This is a genomic window from Flammeovirga pectinis (genome assembly GCF_003970675.1).
Classification (GTDB): Bacteria; Bacteroidota; Bacteroidia; order Cytophagales; family Flammeovirgaceae; genus Flammeovirga; species Flammeovirga pectinis.
In genome coordinates this window covers 4777854-4795317 of the sequence record NZ_CP034562.1, presented here as the reverse complement: position 1 = coordinate 4795317, position 17464 = coordinate 4777854, and the positions used below count along the sequence as shown (strand labels likewise).

Here is a 17464-nt window from a genome sequence, read left to right as displayed (position 1 = left end):
AAATAGAGTTACCTCTTTTATATAAAGAAGTAACTCTTAAGAAAGTAATTATTTAGTTTAATAATGTTCCTGCTGCAATATTTGCAATACCAGATTTCTCTGCAGTTAATAAAGCACTATCTAACCAAGTTTTAGATTGATCGTCTTGTGCCATTACCTTCATTTTACTTAATAATCCAGCAACACTAAGGTTCTTAATGTCTTCAGTAGAAATACCAAATTGATCTATAAAACCTTTTACTTTACCAATGATATTTTTCCCATCAGAATCATCCAATAAATTCTCTTTCACTTCTGTTGCTACAGAACTAGCCTCAAAGAATGAATCTACTGCATCGCCCATAGAAATTGATTTAATTATTCTATCGTACACCTGAGTTTCTCCACCCACAATACGAATATCACTACTCTTCACTGCCTCTGCCATAACCGTAGCTTGTGCTTTAGTTAATTCTTGTTGCATTTCGAATTTAGCAAGCGATAAATCTTTTTCTTGATTTAACTGAAGTTTAAATTTCTCTAATTCTAAAATTGCACCATCCATATGTTGTGCAGCTTTAGCTTCAGCTTCAATTCTTTGTGCTTCTATAAGTGCTTTTTGCTCAAGTACTTTTGCTTCTGCTAAACCTTCTAATTCTATTGCTTTAGATTTCTGCTCCATTCCTTCCGCTTCAGCAATCATTTTCTTACGCAATACTTCTGCTTCTGCTTCACCTAACTGTCTATTTGCAGTTGCTTGAGCTTCTGATGTTGTCGCAATAAATTGTGCTTCTGCTATTGCTTCTTTTTCTTTAGCTAAAGATTTAGCTTCAGAAACCTGAGCTTGTGCAAACCCTTCTGTTGCTTGTTCTTTTACTTTTGCTTCTGCTAAGGTTTTAATTGCAGCTGCTTTCTGATTAGATGTTTCGAAATCTGCTGCAGCTTCAATTTTCTGTTGTTCTGCTTTTAGTTTAGAAGCTTCTTTTGCTGCTTCAGCTGCTTTTAATTCAGCCATCAAGCTTTCTTCTGCTTTCTGTTCTGCCAAAGTAATTGCTACTTTTTTAACACGTTGAGCTTCAGAAAATGCCTGCGTATCTTTGATTCTTTCTTCCTCTTCTACTACGGATTTCTGAACAGCTATACGTTCTTTTATTACATCTTGAATATCTCTTTTTTGTTCTTCCAAAGATTTCTCTTTTGCAATAATAGCAAGTTCAACAAACTTATCTTTTTCAGTTTGAGCTAATTTCTGTTCTCTATCAATTTTTTCATTTTCTAGAGCTTCCGTTTTTTCAATATTTTTACTAGCTACTAATACTTCGCGTTCTTTATTCTTTTCTTGAATTTCAAGTTCTTCATCTACCAGAAGTTTCGCTTTTTCAGCTTTTAATCTTTCTTCTTGAACAACCGTTTCTGTTACAGACTCTTCTCTTGCGCGAAGTGTTTCAATTTCTCTTTTCTGTCTTTCTTCAGCTTCTACTTTTTGTTTATCTAAAATAAGAACAGCTTCAATCTTTTCTACATCTTGTTTCTTGATTTTTTTCTCTTCCTCATTTTTAATAAGGTTAGCCTGTATTTTCTGATTCGCTGTTAAATCAATAATTTTTTTAATACCTTCTGCATCTAAAATATTATCAGGATCTAAGTAGTCAATTTTAGTTTGTTCTAGATAATCAATTGCACAATCATCTAAAACATACCCGTTTAAATCTGTTCCGATAATATCAATAACTTCTTGTTTCATTTTTTCACGAGAAGTGTACAACTCAATAAAATCAAAACGTTTACCAATTGTTTTTAAAGCTTCAGAGAACTTGGCTTCAAAAAGTGAGAATAATAATTCTGTATCTGATGCTCTTTCACAACCCACTGTTTGTGCTACAGTTGCAATATCCTCTTCTTGGTTATTTACACGAATAAAGAATACTACTCTAATATCTGCACGGAGGTTATCCTGACATATAAGTCCTTGTTTACCTTCTCTACTGATTTCGATGCTTTTTAAAGATACATCCATTCTTTCTGCCTTATGGATAATAGGGATTACAAATCCTCCATTTTGAGTTATAACTCGTAATCCTCCCATGCCAGTTCTTACAAGAGCTTTACCTTGATGTACTTTTTTGTAAAAACTGATAATTGAGCCTAATGTTCCAAAAATAAGAACCGCGGCAATGCCCATCACTGCCATTAACATCTGTGAATCCATGAATAATAGTCTAGTTAATTAATAATTAAGAAATTTAGTTTTATAAAGTTATTGGTTGAACCAAGTAACATTTTTCGGAATTATCATATTCCAAAATTAACGCTTCTTCTCCTTTAGAGATATTTTCGTTGTTAGAAGATTTTATATAAATTTTTTGTTCTGCTTTTCCTACTAATACAGAAGCTTGTCCTTTTCTATTGTGGGTTGTTGATAGAATTACTTTACTAACTTTCCCGATTATAGTTCTATCCTCTTGCTCATTTAATTTTTTAAATAAAATTGAAAAAGGATAAGCTACAAATCGAGTTAAAAATATTGATATCAATAAAATAGGAACAAATGCTACTAAAGCATATATAACTGATTCATTACCTAAATAATGATTTCCTAACACAGAAAACACCCACATTAAAGTAGATAATACAGTAGTTATAATCATTATCGGAACAGTTCCTAGATATAAGAATTGTGCTGACGATGCCCAAACAGATGCACTAAAACTAACATCATCAATATCTAAATCGATATCTGTATCACCTTCAAATTGTAAATCAATAAAGTCTGGAGTTATAAAACCTACAAATACATTTAACCAGTATAGTAAGCATAAAAAAAGAAGAAAAGTATACGGTAAGTTGATTAGTTTCAGAGAGTCTTCCAGTAATTCCATTTTAGTTTTTTTAAGAGTAAACTAATATATGAATATTACACATCATAATTTAAATAATGCGAATATTTAAGATTATTAACGGGTTTAAATACAAAATGGTTGATGAGTTTTACCTTATCAACCATTTGTTTAACATTTTATAATTTTTAGTTTTTTATTGCTCACCAAACTTCTCTTTCAAAAAATTATATGCATCGTCAGCTTCTTTTTTATTAAAAATGGCTAACGAATCTGCTAGCTCTTTACCTTTTGGATAACCTCCAAACATTGCTGGAGCATTACCATAATATCTTAGTAAACCCCAGTATGCAGGAACATGTTGATTATCTAATTCAATAGCTTTTTCAAAAGCCTCTTTAGATTTTGGTGCTATCTGAATTAACTTAAACATATTAGCTCCTTTAGCTTGTTGTCCTAAACTTGCACCATAATAATAGTAATAATCAGCATTACTTGAAAACTCATTCTTTAATGCTTCAAATATTTCCTCCGCTTCTTCATTTCTCCATTGTTTTAAAAAACTTAGTCCTAAAAGTTCTTTTGCTTTAGGGTGTACATTTAACAATGGTTGAAGTATTTCTTCTAATTGATCAAATTTATCTTGATCTAATAATTTTTCTACTTGTTCTATTATTACCTTTTCCATTACTTTTTTCTTTTCTCTCTTAATCGTTTAAAGAAACTCATCAATAAATCATGACACTCTTCTTCTAGGATTCCTGTTATATATTTTGATCTTGGGTGTGCTAATTTATCAGAATAAGCTCTAAATCCTCTCTTATCATCTGCCGCACCATAAACTATTTCTCCTACTTGGGCCCAAAAAATTGCACCTGCACACATTGCACAAGGTTCTAATGTTACATATAAAGTACAATCAGATAAATGTCTTGATCCTAAATAATTTGTTGCTGCAGTAATTGCCAACATTTCTGCATGAGCTGTAGGGTCGTTTAATTTTTCGGTTTGATTATAGCCTTTACCTATAACTTTCCCATTTGCTACTACTATAGCCCCAACTGGAATTTCATCTTCATCAAATGCTTTCTGGGCTTCTGCTAAAGCTACCTGCATAAACTTATAATGCTCTTTTGAAATTTTATTAGACATAAATTGTACTATTCTAATATTTTTAAACATTATGACTAAACAGTCATTTTTGAGAATAATTAAATTAATTCAATATTTCATTGACTTTTAAGAAGACAACAGGCCTTGTTAATAGCCCATTTAGACGAATAGCGTCTTTTTTTCGATGAACCCACTATATAGTTAGATGAAGCGATTTTTAATTTCTTAATAAATTCAAATATTTACAAACAAGGAATTTATGATAAAGTACTCCACTATTTTCTAAGAGTGTAATTTGTACATTTTTATTAAATACTTACCAAACTGTATAATAAAGTACTTTGAATTAACGTTTTAAATACGCGAAGCATGAAACAATATATACTATCTGACCAAGAATTAATATCTCAATACCTTAACGGTAGCGAAATTGCTTTTGAACAACTATTGAATAAATATAAAAACAAGCTATTTACTAGTATTTTACTTATTGTAAAAGACGAATATGTAGCTGAAGATTTATTGCAAGATACATTTATTAAAGCAATAAAAATGATCAGAGCAGGTAAGTATAATGAGGAAGGCAAATTTATGCCTTGGATTTCTCGCATAGCACATAATATGGCTATTGATTACTTCCGTAAGCAAAAGCGTTATCCTACTATAGTTATGGAAGACGGTAGTAGTGTTTTTGATACTCTAGAATTTTCTGAACATTCTTTTGAAGATAAGAAAATTGAAAAAGAGACTCAAGATAACGTAAGAAATTTGGTAGATCGTTTACCAGATACTCAAAGAGAAGTATTAGTAATGCGTCATTATATGCAAATGAGTTTCCAAGAAATTGCTGATTCTACAGGTGTTAGTATTAATACAGCACTCGGTAGAATGCGTTATGCCCTCATCAATCTTCGCAAAATGATGGAGCAACAAAGCGAAAATTCTACTAATGCAGTTAGACAAAAAACATCCACGCAAAGAATCTCTTCTTAATAAAGTAATTCTTCAATTATATAATGAAGAGTCTTTATCACTTGATGATAAGAAAATTATCTCTACAGATACTACGTGTAAAAAATTCCTTAAAGATGGGACTACTACAAAAAATGCTTTAGATAAAATTGAAAAAGAACCTAGTATTAGGTCTATTAAAAATATTTTGGATTTCGCTAAAAAAGCGATTGACAACGACGAGTCTAATTGATTTTAATAAATTAAACTCTTAAAAAAAGGCTATCATTTTGATAGCCTTTTCTTTTAACTCTAAAATAAGTTATTGTACAATCAAAATCGGAAAATTCAGATGTACATCTACTTAATTAATTTATATATTTTAGATAATATTATACTTAACACCCATACTTATTGAGTATGCTTTAGGTGTTAAAGATATATCTTCAGCTGTACTCTGGTCTGTTAAAGATACTCCATAAGAAGTTCCTAATTTTACAGAGTATTTATCTGATAACTTATAATTAAACTCAGCTCCAACCTGAGCTGTTAAAGAAACCGTAGATAAATCACTACTATCTATTAATGTATCATTTGTAGCTTTATGCTGTAGCATAACATTTGTTATAGCTGCTGCATGTATACCTAAAGACCATTTGTTCTTATCAAACGCATATCCAACCTTTACTGGTACAGACAATATTTTCTGAGCTATTTCTCCTGAATTATCATTACTATTTGTAGTGAAAACTAGATCAGTGAATTTTACTCCTAATGCTAAAAAATGTCCTTTATTAAATTTAATACCACCTTCAATACCTATAACTGGGGCAATTGTAGTGTTTGAAATTAATTGATCATTCACTTTTAAATTTGGATCAATTGATTGCATTTCTATCTCTAATCCAATGTAGGTTTGCTTCTTTCTTTTATTTCCTGATAAGGTTCCTGCAGAAATCAAATTCTGATTATAACTCGAAATAAAATTTAAGTTATTGTTCACTTCAGATTTTTCTCTATCAACTCTACCTAATTCATGGTATACATATTTTGATGAGCTTTCTTCATTATTAATTACTTTTTTATCAGTAACTACTCTTCTAGAAGGTAGCTCATTATTTCTTGCTACTAAATCAATTTTGGAGATATTATCTACCAACATTTTTTTTGAAGAAGGTGTACCTTCTAAAATATGTATTGGTAAAACTGATGCTGTTTCAATTTTTTTGTCATTGATAGTAACCTTATTATTAGCGAAAGATTCACCCCTAGGCATATCATATTTTACTAAAAAACTTGTTAGTAAACCAATAGTAATCATTGCAGCAACAGAACGTAGAAAGGTATGATAGCTTTTCTTTTTATTAAATCCATCAATATCTTCTTCTATCGAATCCCATAAGTCAGCAGGTGGAGAAACACTTTCATTTTGAAAGGCATCTTGCCACACTTTTTCAAAATCTCCGTAATTATCCTCTTTCTTTTGCATAACAATATCTTTCAATTTCAGATTCTTCAATCATAGCCTTAAGTAATTTCCTTGCTCTCGAAAATTGAGATTTAGAAGTCCCTTCTGTAACACCTGTCATTTCTGCAATTTCTTTATGCTTATACCCTTCTATAGCATATAAGTTAAAGATTACGCGACATCCATCTGGTAAACGTTGTAAAAGATTTAATAACTCTTGAAAGCTATAATCACTCAACGCCATTGCTTCTTCTTTAAGGTCGTACATATCGTTTACATCCATCATTGGATATAAGTATAATTTAGACCTTTGAAAGTTAATTGCAGTATTCACTACAATTCTTCTCATCCAATGTTTTAAAGATGATTCATTTCTAAAAGTTCCAATTTTTTTAAAAATCTTAATAAACGATTCTTGTACAATGTCTCTTGCATCTTCTTCTGTTCTGGAATATCTACAAGCTACAGACATTAGCGCACTACTGTATTGTTCGTAGAGTCTTCTCTGGGTTCGCTTATCGCCGTTTTTACAGCCTTCGATTAAATCTTCGTCTTGAAACATGATGGATTTAAGTTACGTTTCATCCTTTACAGGATTAAAAAAATCAATATTTCAGTTTCTACATTAAAATAAAGACACTTCTTTATATTTAAATTTGACACTACTCTTGTAGAACTGATTTACCTTAAGTCAACTATGTACTATATAGACACATAGTTTATGAAAATTGAATAGAGTTATATTGATCTAATGTATACAAACGTTCTTAAATACTGATTATTAGTCCTTTATATTTTTGATTATTTCACAGTAAGTATTAATAGTTACTAAAGAAATTTGCAAAATATCTTAAAAACCAACTTTTTTGTTAAACTAAAATTTACCAATAAAGCCAAAATGTATTTTAGCTAAATCCATGTTAAGAGCAATTTCATCTGTTCGTCCAAGTGCATACGCTATAGAAAAGTCACCAGAACGTGTTTCTATATTTACTCCAGCACCAATTCCTAGAGGTAAATCAATAACATTTCCATCTCCAGTAATTGCAATATCTGCAAATAAGAAAATGAAAGATGTCCCTCCAATGTTTATTCTAGGTTCTGCGGTAAGAACAGCGTATCGGTCTACATAAAGTTCTCCTTCATTAAAACCCCTTAAACTTCTAAAGCCACCTATTCTATATAGTTCATTCTTATAAAAATGATCTCCAATCATTTGGGCGGCATCTAATTTAAAGTAACCATCTAACCACTTTGTCATTCCAAAATAATATTCTGCATCAAATTGCCATTTAATAATAGCTGAATTAGGTTGTATTCCATCGTAAATATCTTGATTATAGGATGGATTAAAAATAATAGTTCTTTGTCCTCCACTTAATGTACCTCTCCAACGAACACCTCTTCTTGGGGCTAAAGGATCATCTAAATTTTGCCATTTATATCCTACAGAATAGGTAGTTGTTTTTGTATCGTTTAAAGTATCTGCTTCTTGTTCTGATATTTCTCTAAGTAATCTACTAGACTCCCAATTAGCACCTAATTTGACTTCTCCTCTTATTGATACTTTTCTGCTAAAGTCAATTCCATTATTTACCATTAAAAATGTAGAATCTTGTTTCTGCAAGTTTATAGTATACCCAAAATCAAATCGAGATCTAAATATTCTTGGATGCTCATATCTTGCATTAAACCATTGCGAATCATTATCAGGTTTTTTCCAATCAATATAAAATCTTTTTCCTGTTCCAAATGGGTTTCTTAAATCTAAAAGTACTTGTCCGGTTAGAAGTAAGCCTCCTTCTTCATCAGAATTTGGAGCAAAACCTAACATGCCATCAGCTCTACTTGCTTTTCGTTTCTCAATTGGCATTTCTACCATTGCTTTACCATATTCAAATACTACTTTTGGCGATTTTTTAAGCTTTAAATAAGGAGTTTCCTTTAAAATAACTTCAGCTCTATCAACATTTCTTTGTCTAAATATTTCTCCTTTTTTTAAACCTAAATATGCCTCAAAAAACTTCTTATGGACACCTAAAGGCGCTGTCTTTTTCACAATCAATGTATCAAATACTACAGGGTCACCTAAGTTAACTTTAAGAACTCCTTGTAATTTATTATTGTTGTTAAAGGATATTGAATCAATCCAAGTAGAAGCAAAAGGATAGCCTCTATCCTCATAATACCTAATTATTTGATCTTTTGCTTTTGATAGTTCAGTAGTTTTAATTTCTTTATTTATTCCGCTTCCTTTCCAATACCTTCCCTTTAATACTTGCATGTTCACTGCTTTTGTATCAACAGTCATTACATCAAGCTTTGGTCCTATAAATATTACATACTTATAAGTATTCTCTTTTATAATTATAGTATCAACAGAAGTAAGTAAGTAACCAACTTCTGAAAATTGAATTACTTTGTTTTTTACAGCTAATTGTAACTCTAAGGAATCTTTAAATGAATTGGGTTGAAATTGTTTACGAATAGAATGATGAACATTATCTACTAACTCCCATTCTAAGGTATAGTTCTCTTGTCCAAACAATAAACTGCTTGTAAAAAGTAAAAGTAGAGTAGTTATTACCACTACTCTACTCTTTTTATTTTCTATATGATTAAAAATTTTATTCAACTACTATTGTTCTAGCTCCATTATAAGAATGATAAGCACCGTTATACATAGCATCAGCACTAACAGGACCTACTTTAAATGTTCCTTTACTGACAGCTCTTACTACATAAAAATATGTTTTCATCTTTTTATTAGCAGTAGTAAAGAAATGTACACGGTCGTCTCTAAAATCTACATGCTGAGGAATACTTGCTTTAGATTTAGTCCAACCCATACCTGGTACATCTCCCAACCTTGGATTTTCAATTTCGAAACCTGCTGGTAACATATCTGTTACTACAACGTTTTCTACATTTCTTCCATCTGTTTGTAAAGTAATACCCACAATAATTAAATCATTTTGCTTAAATGAAGATGTAGATATTGCTTTACCATCTCTATTATAATACGTTCTTCGAACTTTTAATTTTTTATCTTCTTCTGGATAATTTCCTGAAGCATTTAAACCTTCAATTTCCCAGAAATAATAAAGTTGACCATTTCCAGTTACTTTAATATCAATTTCTTTTCCTAAAACTTCTTTAGTAAGTGAAAGGTCTTCATTATCAAACTCAGCTACTTTATTACCATCTGCTAAAATAACTGCCTTTACATTTTGAGCTGATGCTTTCTGTGCTAATTTACCTAAAGCTAATAAGCCAAAAGCTCTTTCTTGAGTAGACATCCACTCTTTACTTTTCATAGACTCTGTCAACTCTTTTGATAACACGCCAATCTGAGCATTCTTAGGATCGGTACTTAGTAGTACATTTAAAGCTAATGCTTGATCTCTTATGAATGATGAAAAGCTACCTCCAAATTCTGTCTCAGATTTACTTACTCCAAAAGATTTTGGTAATAATAACCTATAACTTTTTTGATCTCCAACTCTTAAATAAGAAGCTGCTAAAACATACTTTGAATCTTTTGGAACAAGAGCACTATTTTTCTTGTAATAATTCATTGTTGGAATATCAGCCTTACCCGCTTCTGCTAAGATATACAAAGCATAGAATGTTGTTTTATCCGCATAAGTTCTAGTAGTCCTTTCGTTTCTACTATTGTAATAAGTGTAGGTTTCTTTATTCTTCTTCTTTACGTTTTTCTGAAGGTAATCTAATAACTTATTTAGTACTTTTCGATCTACTTCATACCCTTTATTTTTTGCTTCTAATAAAAAGTGAGTTGCATAAGCAGAGCCATAATAACTTACATATGACCCGCCTTGCCAATAAGATAAACCTCCATTGTACATTTGCATACTTTGTAGTTTTCTTATTGCTTCATTAATATAGAAATCAGATTTATTAGAATGAATACCTTTATTTAATGTATTCGCTAAATCGCCTAAATACAACTGAGGGAATACTGCAGATGTAGTTTGTTCAACACACCCATAAGGATATCTAATAAGGTAGTTTAGGCTTTTCGCAAACTGCATCATTGGTGATTTACTCAACCATAATTTTCCTTTAATTGAAGATTTAATATAATCTTCTTTTAAATCAATTGATTTAGACTGATTAGCTTGAATTACATTTTCACCATTTGATTTTAGTAAAGATGTAGAAGGACGTACATTAATATTCGTTTCAGAAATAAAGTCTTCATTTAAAGCATTTGCAATAACTGTTACTTTACCTGTACCAATTGTATTATCAGCTAATAAAGTAAAGTTGATCATCTTCTCAGAATTAGCTGGTATTTCTACTGTTTCCAGTTGTGTATCTTCTACAGAAAGTGCTCCATTTATTGCTAAAGATGTTTTTACATCAACAGGCTTATCTGTTGTGTTTGCTAACATAATACTTGCCTCATTTTTATCTTTAGGGCTTAAGAAGCGAGGTAAAGAAGTACTTATAACTAAAGGGTCTTTAACTTTCATCTTCATTTCTGCAGTACCAAAAGCATTACCCTTTACAGCTACAGCCATTACTCTCAACTCACCAGAAAACTCAGGAATATTAACTGTAAACTTCACTTTTCCATCATTATCAGTTTTTAATGTTCCGCTCCAATAGGCAACAAGATTAACTCTATTATTAATCATAGGATTAGCTCTAGCACCTAAATTAGCCATATCAGAACCAAAACTATTGGCTTGCTGTTTAAACTGCATCATCTTAGGATAAATGTTATAGGTATCAACATTCAATGCTCTATTCTGGTAAAAGAAATTAAACGGATTAGGTGTTATATAATTCTTTATCTGTAATATTCCTTCATCAACAACAGCTACTGTAACTTCAATATCTTCTTCTCCATTACCAGATGTAACTTCTATAGTTTGAGATTTTCTAGAGCGACTCTCTTTAGGTGCTTCTATTCTCAAATCTATTTTCCTTTTTGGTGATGTTACTTTTAATGGTACAAAACCATGTGCTACAGTTAACGGCAAAGCATTGTCTTTTGCTCCTTTTATTAAAGTTGCTGTTATAAATATATTCGGTAGATGTTCTTCTTGTATTGGAATTTCAATAGATGCAGATTTATTATCAGTATTTACAATTTGATATGATACTACTTCATCCTGTTCTATAGTAACAAGCATCTTTCCTTTAAAAGGTGTTTTAAACAAGATTTTTGCTTTGTCTCCAATATTATAAACTGTTTTTTCTGGCTCAATGGTAACTCTACCTTCTTTATCAACTTCAAATGCTGAATTTGTTGTCTCACCCCATCCATAAGCATAGTAACGCTTAGTTACATAATTACTAGCATCAGGTACTTTTATCTGAACTTCATATTCTCCAGAAATTTCAGGAACAAATGAAAAGTAAGCTTTTTCACCAGAAATATTTATAGTCTTTGTAGAAACAGGAATAGCCTTTTTTCTTGATACATATCTATAACGTCCATTATATGTACTCTCCATAACAGACTGCCATTCATAACGAATAAGATTAACAATAACCTTAGCATTATTAGCTACTTTCATTTCTTTATTTACAGCTATAATTGGCAGTTTAATCTTACTTTTTGTTTTTACATACCAATCATCATCCTTAATTCCTATAAAATATTGTTGTGTTGGAATTTCTATTTTGGCTAATCTTCTAACAGGTCTACCTGATTCATCAAAAACTGTGGTATAAATTTTAGCTTCAAGCAAACCACTATTTTCATATTTATCATCAATTGAAAACTCTTCTTTAAATAAGCCTTCAGTATCTGTTTTTCCTTGTCTTAAATGATCTAAATAAGATAAATCTACTCTTCCATTTAAAGTAAAGTTATACTCCTCATAATTTTTTGGGAGAATTGATTTTCTACTCAGTGATAAATCAACTTCATAGTTTCTATTTGAGGCAGGAGGTCCAAACAAATTAACTGCTTTACCATTTAAAGTAAAGCTATCATTATTACCTATTTGTTTTTTGGATGTCTGAGTTTCAACTTTGATACGATCTGGCATAAAATCTTCAACAGAAATTTTATGAGATGCCAAAACAATATCATTTGCTGTGCTAACTTCTATTCTGTAAGCACCTGTTACTCCTGCATCCATCAATTTTACACTCCCTTCATAAGTACCTTGAGCATTTAAAGTTGCTCTTCTAGATATTAATTCGTTACCATCTGGTAAATACACTTTAACTTTTATAGGTTGATTTGGGGCAGGGTTCCAATTATTATCTCTTGTTACTGTCTTAAAATATACAGTTTCACCAGGTCTATAGAGGTTACGGTCACCATAAATATAGGTCATCATTCCTGTGCTATTTAATCGTAATCCACCTACATTAAACCTTGCTGTACTTATTCGTGTTTGATCATAATTTATATAATTAAAGTCTGATCCATTTTTAGCATAAACCATCTTTATATCAAACCCTTTTGCATTTTTAGCTAAGTCTTCAAATTTGGCTATACCATCACTTCCTGTTTTTTGAGTATAAACTTCCTGATTATTTCTACTTACCAGTGTTACCTCTACTCCTGATAAAGCAGACGCATCAGCAATAGAATTAGCATAAACTAAAGCACTATTTTTTCCTTCTTTAACTATTAAACCAATATCTGATATACTTAAAAGTTTATGTACAGCTAAATACCTTTTTTCAGAGCTTCTTAATTCAATTACATATACTCCCTCAAACTTGTTTTCATCTAAAAAATCAAGTGATAGTACTTGGTTAATACCAACTGTTTCCAAATCTCTTACAGAAACTTTTGACCTAGAAAATACTTCATCTCCTAATTTATAATACTGAGGACCGTAATAATAATAATCGCTTTCTTGGTAGTTGCTATTATTATCAAAAAACGATAGTAAATTATTTTTATAGATCTTAAATATTTTAATGTCTATTTCTGGTACATTCACAATACTCAAATCTATTTCTTTCTTCCCTTTATTTGATAGGTAGATTGATTTTTTATCAACAAAAGAAATACTTGGTGTTAGCTCACCAAAAACAACATTCTCTTTGTATTCTTTTCCTAAAGGAGTTCTAAATACACCTTTTAATTTAGCTGCTATTCTAACATTATAATCTTGACCTGATCTAAAGTCTCCAACTAGCTTAATTCCATTTTCTTTTTCTTCAACTTCAAAAGTTACTTTAGGTGATACCTTAATTAATGATTTAATATTTTTCTCTCTATAAACACCTTGATTCGTATTTATCAAGATTACATTACTCCCAGCAGTTGTTTTTGCTTCTACTGATGAAATAGCAAATTTTTGTTTTTTAGGTACTATTAATTCTGACTCATAAGAAGGCATACTTATACTACCATTCTTTGTATTCAGACCTTTATTAATAGATAATTTAATTGAAGTATCTTTTTCACTATTATAATCCAAAAGAGTATAAACTACTTTATGATTAATACTGTTACTATTCTTTTCAAATTTTAATGATTGAGCACCCTCTTTAAACTTTAAAAGCTTTGAGAGCTCCTCACTATCAACAGGATAATTAAATTCAAAGCTAATATGAGGAACAGGCTTATTATGCTTTCCTAAAGCCCAAGTAACTTGCTTATTTATAACTTTTAATACAGGAGTTTTAAAGGAGTAGGTTTGCTGATCTGATGATAAAATAATACCCTCTTTACTTAGTTCACTACTAGAAAACTGTAAAACATATTTAGTTGATGGCTTAAATCCTACCTCTGGAGAGAATACTAATGTGTTTTTGGCAGACCATCTAAATTTACCATTTACTTCTGGGCTAATTGTTAAGTAAGGTGTATTTATCCATTCATCGCTTTTAGCTTCTCGTGTTTCACTACTAAACGTAAATGATAGATTTTGTTTTACTTCTACTTCGTCTGTAAAATTCTTGTAGATAATTTTAGATGCTTGATCCGATGAACACCCTGAAAATAAAACAAATAAAAATAATAGTTGGCATTGTGTTATGAACCTCATTTTGCTTATTGGTATCTTAGTTTAGATTCTTATTAATCAAAAATAATAAAAAAGCCATATCAAATTGATATGGCTTAAAGTATTTTGTTGGTCTTTTTAATATTCCCAAAGAAGAGCTTCGTATTCCATTAGTTTGTAAACCGCTTCTTGAGATTGATATAAAGAACGTTTATTATTTCCATACATCATGATGATTGAATTATCTTGTGGGTTTTCAAACTTAATTAATCTACCATCATATAATTCTAAAGCAAAAGCATCACCTAAATTTCTATGCTGAGCAGGGTTATAACTATTGTACCATATTGCTGATGGGTCATCTATTAATTTACCATCTTCTCCTTGTAAATGAAATACCATCTCATTCAATTCTCTAAATGAAAAAGAACCTAATACAATGTCTATTCCTTTTGGGTTTTCAGAAGCTGGAATAATTAAATTAACAGCAACTAAATCAGAATACATCTTAGACCTTCTTTTATCAAAGATTCTGTCCACTTTTAATTCAATAGCCCATAATCGATCTGCAGAATATTCATCACCTGGTTTTTGACCAGAATCATTTGCTGCTTTATTTCCATCTAAATCACCCCAAGCAGCATCGTCGTCATCATAATCAGTATCAGATATTGTCTGAGGAATAATTAAACGGCTAAGAAACTCTTGTTTCGATATTCTTGTTTCGAGTGTATCACTTGCAAAAGGTACAATCTTATCATTCTTTACCGCATCAATAATCACTTGAGTGATCTCGTGATTTTTCGCGAAGAAACCATAATTAGATTTTGTCTGAAGATTTACTCTAAACCATAATGACTTTTTCCACATTACCTCATATTTCTGAATATTCATCATTGAGTGTGGGTTGGTCATTGTATCAGGTGCTTGAGCAAGTGCTGATATACTTATAAATAATAAGCAGATCAGTAATTTATATGTTTTCATTATTTGTCGCATAATGGAATAATATCTAGGATTATTTATTTTCAGTTATCACTTCACTTAAAAATATCATGCCATATTCTTAAAGTTCTTATGTTAGCAGTACATACAAATATCGAGAATATTAAAAATCATTTAGCTATTAATGTAAGTTTTCGTACCTAAGTAATAAAAAAAAGCACCTTAGAAAATGAATTCTAAGGTGCTTTAAATATTTAATAATGTGAATTACATTGCTAACAATTTATCCTCTAATTTCTTAAGGATACGTTGTTTTGTTTTCAACTTGTTCACATAGTTGTTACGTTCTTGATATAAAGCGTAATTCTCTGTGTTTTGTTCCGTTGTAGACGAAGACAAAATTGAAGAATATTTAGCATTAAATTCAAATAACTCTTGCTCATCTTTACGAATAGATTCTCTTAAGATGTCAAGTTTGATTTTCAATTGCTCAAAATCAGATAAGCTATATAAATCTGGCTCCTCATTTTTTGCAGTACGCTCTAAGAAATGACTCTCAAAGATTTCGTTACAAACAATACGGAAACGTAAATTCATTTCTTTATCTTCTTGAGAAGGTTCTTTACCTAAAGATTTCCATCCATTTTGCAATTGCTTAATGTTTGCAATATTAAATGGTGCACCATCTGTTAAGTATCTTTCTGCTGTGTCTAATAAATCTTTTTTAGATTCTTGAGGAACACCAGCTGAACCCATATCTCTAGTACTGTAAGCAGGACGATCACTGCTACCATAACTTTCACGTTGTTGGTAACTTCCGCGTTGTTGGTAACCTCCGCGTTCTCCTTCACTACTACGTTGTTGGTAGCCACCACGTTCTCCACCACTTTGTTGGCCGTATCCTCCGCGTTCACCACCACTACTACGTTGTTGGTAACCACCGCGTTCTCCACCACTACTGCGTTGTTGGTATCCGCCGCGATCTCCACCGCCTTGTTGGCCATATCCGCCACGATCTCCACCACCACTACGTTGTTGGTATCCGCCGCGATCTCCACCGCCTTGTTGACCATAACCACCGCGTTGTTGGTATCCGCCGCGATCTCCACCGCCTTGTTGACCATAACCACCGCGATCTCCACCACTACTGCGTTGTTGGTATCCGCCGCGATCTCCACCGCTTTGTTGACCATAACCACCGCGTTGTTGGTATCCACCGCGATCTCCACCGCCTTGTTGACCATAACCACCACGTTGTTGGTAACCTCCACGATCTCCACCGCCTTGTTGACCATAACCACCGCGTTGTTGGTATCCGCCGCGATCTCCACCGCCTTGTTGACCATAACCACCACGCTGCTGACCATAGCCACCACGTTGCTGACCATAACCACCACGATCTTGACCATATCCTCCACCTAATGAGTTGAAGAATTTAGCAGTTTCACGTTTGAAATCATTACCCAAGAATCCCATTTTCTTTTTAGGAACTTGGCCAACGTTTCTCCATTCTTGCTGAATATCTTTAACAGCTTGAACGTGATCATCTCCGCCGCCTTGACGATTAATTCGTCTTACTTTAATAAGTAAAGCTTCGTATAGATCAATATATTGTTCATGAAGTTCATTTTGCTCTCTAAAGAATTCTGTTCTACCTTGATAGAACTCATCCATATAAGCATTGAACTTTTCAGAAAGTTCTTCTTCTTCTTCCTTGATAGCTGAACCGGTTTTGATCCAGTTCATTTTAATTTCTTTAAAGCGTAGAGATGCTTCTTTCCAATCTTGGCTTCCTTTCCAATCTTCTGCTTCTTTTAATAAAGCTTGCTTAATTTCAAGGTTTTTATCTCTGTTAATAGCAATGTAATCGTTGATTTCATCTTCTAATACATTGATAATTTCGTATAGTTTAGTAAAATCTCCTAAACCATTAAATGAAGCTAGATAAGTTCTCATGTGAATGAGCTTCATTAAGAAAGAACCTTTGTTCTCTGCAGTATGAACAGCATCTTGAACAGCCAAAACTTTGTCTGTTACCATTGAAAATCTGTCTACAAAATATTGTAAACTTTCTTCGTCGCTTTCTCTTACTACACCGATTTCTCGGTCTTTAAAATCGTAATACCCTCGTAGAAATACTTTACCTTCTTGTACATATCCGTACTCTGTAATGTTCTTGTGCTCGATAATTTGGGAATCTGACATCGCTATTCGCCTGT

The 17464-nt window shown here is 31.7% G+C and carries 12 protein-coding genes; 2 read left to right on the top strand and 10 right to left on the bottom strand.

What is annotated here, in order from left to right; all coding sequences use genetic code 11:
- Window positions 1-52 precede the first annotated feature (52 nt).
- The 4 genes from EI427_RS18870 to EI427_RS18855 form a co-directional block, all read right to left on the bottom strand.
- Window positions 53-2188 carry a flotillin family protein gene (locus tag EI427_RS18870; RefSeq protein ID WP_126617679.1) on the bottom strand — a complete coding sequence of 712 codons (2136 nt, stop codon included), beginning with the start codon at window positions 2186-2188 and terminating at the stop codon, window positions 53-55.
- Window positions 2189-2228: 40 nt separating this feature from the next.
- A complete protein-coding gene (locus EI427_RS18865) occupies window positions 2229-2858 on the bottom strand; it encodes an OB-fold-containig protein (protein WP_126617677.1) in 630 nt (209 codons plus the stop codon).
- A 154-nt stretch (window positions 2859-3012) separates the two neighbouring features.
- Window positions 3013-3504, bottom strand: coding sequence for a tetratricopeptide repeat protein (locus tag EI427_RS18860; protein ID WP_126617675.1), 492 nt, complete (start codon window positions 3502-3504; stop codon window positions 3013-3015).
- Complete coding sequence (locus EI427_RS18855) at window positions 3504-3968, bottom strand: nucleoside deaminase (RefSeq protein ID WP_126617673.1); 465 nt, start codon at window positions 3966-3968, stop codon at window positions 3504-3506. Before EI427_RS18855 ends, EI427_RS18860 begins: the two co-directional genes overlap by 1 nt.
- Window positions 3969-4298: 330 nt before the next feature.
- On the opposite strand from EI427_RS18855, the gene EI427_RS18850 reads away from it, so the two are divergent.
- The gene (locus tag EI427_RS18850; RefSeq protein ID WP_126617670.1) at window positions 4299-4922 is read left to right on the top strand and encodes an RNA polymerase sigma factor; all 624 of its coding nucleotides are present in this window, start codon (window positions 4299-4301) and stop codon (window positions 4920-4922) included.
- Window positions 4879-5133: a hypothetical protein gene (locus tag EI427_RS18845; protein WP_126617669.1), complete on the top strand. Its 255-nt coding sequence runs from the start codon at window positions 4879-4881 to the stop codon at window positions 5131-5133. Before EI427_RS18850 ends, EI427_RS18845 begins: the two co-directional genes overlap by 44 nt.
- A 129-nt stretch (window positions 5134-5262) precedes the next feature.
- Here the strand turns inward: EI427_RS18845 and EI427_RS18840 are convergent, their stop codons facing one another.
- From EI427_RS18840 to EI427_RS18815, 6 genes are all read right to left on the bottom strand, one after another.
- On the bottom strand, window positions 5263-6369 hold the full coding sequence (locus tag EI427_RS18840) for an outer membrane beta-barrel protein (RefSeq protein ID WP_126617667.1): 1107 nt from the start codon (window positions 6367-6369) through the stop codon (window positions 5263-5265).
- Window positions 6350-6910: an RNA polymerase sigma factor gene (locus EI427_RS18835; protein WP_126617666.1), complete on the bottom strand. Its 561-nt coding sequence runs from the start codon at window positions 6908-6910 to the stop codon at window positions 6350-6352. Before EI427_RS18835 ends, EI427_RS18840 begins: the two co-directional genes overlap by 20 nt.
- Window positions 6911-7222: 312 nt before the next feature.
- Entirely contained in the window at window positions 7223-8983 is a 1761-nt protein-coding gene (locus tag EI427_RS18830; RefSeq protein WP_126617664.1) for a BamA/TamA family outer membrane protein, read from the bottom strand.
- On the bottom strand, window positions 8976-14342 hold the full coding sequence (locus tag EI427_RS18825; RefSeq protein WP_126617662.1) for an alpha-2-macroglobulin family protein: 5367 nt from the start codon (window positions 14340-14342) through the stop codon (window positions 8976-8978). The genes EI427_RS18830 and EI427_RS18825 overlap by 8 nt, the downstream gene beginning before the upstream one ends.
- Window positions 14343-14438: 96 nt before the next feature.
- Entirely contained in the window at window positions 14439-15287 is an 849-nt protein-coding gene (porN, locus tag EI427_RS18820) for a type IX secretion system ring subunit PorN/GldN (RefSeq protein ID WP_170178544.1), read from the bottom strand.
- 225 nt (window positions 15288-15512) lie between these two features.
- A complete protein-coding gene (locus EI427_RS18815) occupies window positions 15513-17450 on the bottom strand; it encodes a DUF349 domain-containing protein (RefSeq protein WP_126617658.1) in 1938 nt (645 codons plus the stop codon).
- Between the last annotated feature and the right edge of the window lie 14 nt (window positions 17451-17464).

Excerpts from the sequence above, each read along its gene's own strand:
- EI427_RS18870 (WP_126617679.1), bottom strand. The coding sequence starts at position 2,188 with ATGGATTCACAGATGTTAATGGCAGTGATGGGCATTGCCGCGGTTCTT.
- EI427_RS18850 (WP_126617670.1), top strand. The coding sequence starts at position 4,299 with ATGAAACAATATATACTATCTGACCAAGAATTAATATCTCAATACCTT.
- EI427_RS18855 (WP_126617673.1), bottom strand. The coding sequence starts at position 3,968 with ATGTCTAATAAAATTTCAAAAGAGCATTATAAGTTTATGCAGGTAGCT.
- EI427_RS18825 (WP_126617662.1), bottom strand. The coding sequence starts at position 14,342 with ATGAGGTTCATAACACAATGCCAACTATTATTTTTATTTGTTTTATTT.
- EI427_RS18845 (WP_126617669.1), top strand. The coding sequence starts at position 4,879 with ATGCAGTTAGACAAAAAACATCCACGCAAAGAATCTCTTCTTAATAAA.
- EI427_RS18815 (WP_126617658.1), bottom strand. The coding sequence starts at position 17,450 with ATGTCAGATTCCCAAATTATCGAGCACAAGAACATTACAGAGTACGGA.
- EI427_RS18860 (WP_126617675.1), bottom strand. The coding sequence starts at position 3,504 with ATGGAAAAGGTAATAATAGAACAAGTAGAAAAATTATTAGATCAAGAT.
- porN (WP_170178544.1), bottom strand. The coding sequence starts at position 15,287 with ATGAAAACATATAAATTACTGATCTGCTTATTATTTATAAGTATATCA.
- EI427_RS18840 (WP_126617667.1), bottom strand. The coding sequence starts at position 6,369 with ATGCAAAAGAAAGAGGATAATTACGGAGATTTTGAAAAAGTGTGGCAA.
- EI427_RS18835 (WP_126617666.1), bottom strand. The coding sequence starts at position 6,910 with ATGTTTCAAGACGAAGATTTAATCGAAGGCTGTAAAAACGGCGATAAG.
- EI427_RS18865 (WP_126617677.1), bottom strand. The coding sequence starts at position 2,858 with ATGGAATTACTGGAAGACTCTCTGAAACTAATCAACTTACCGTATACT.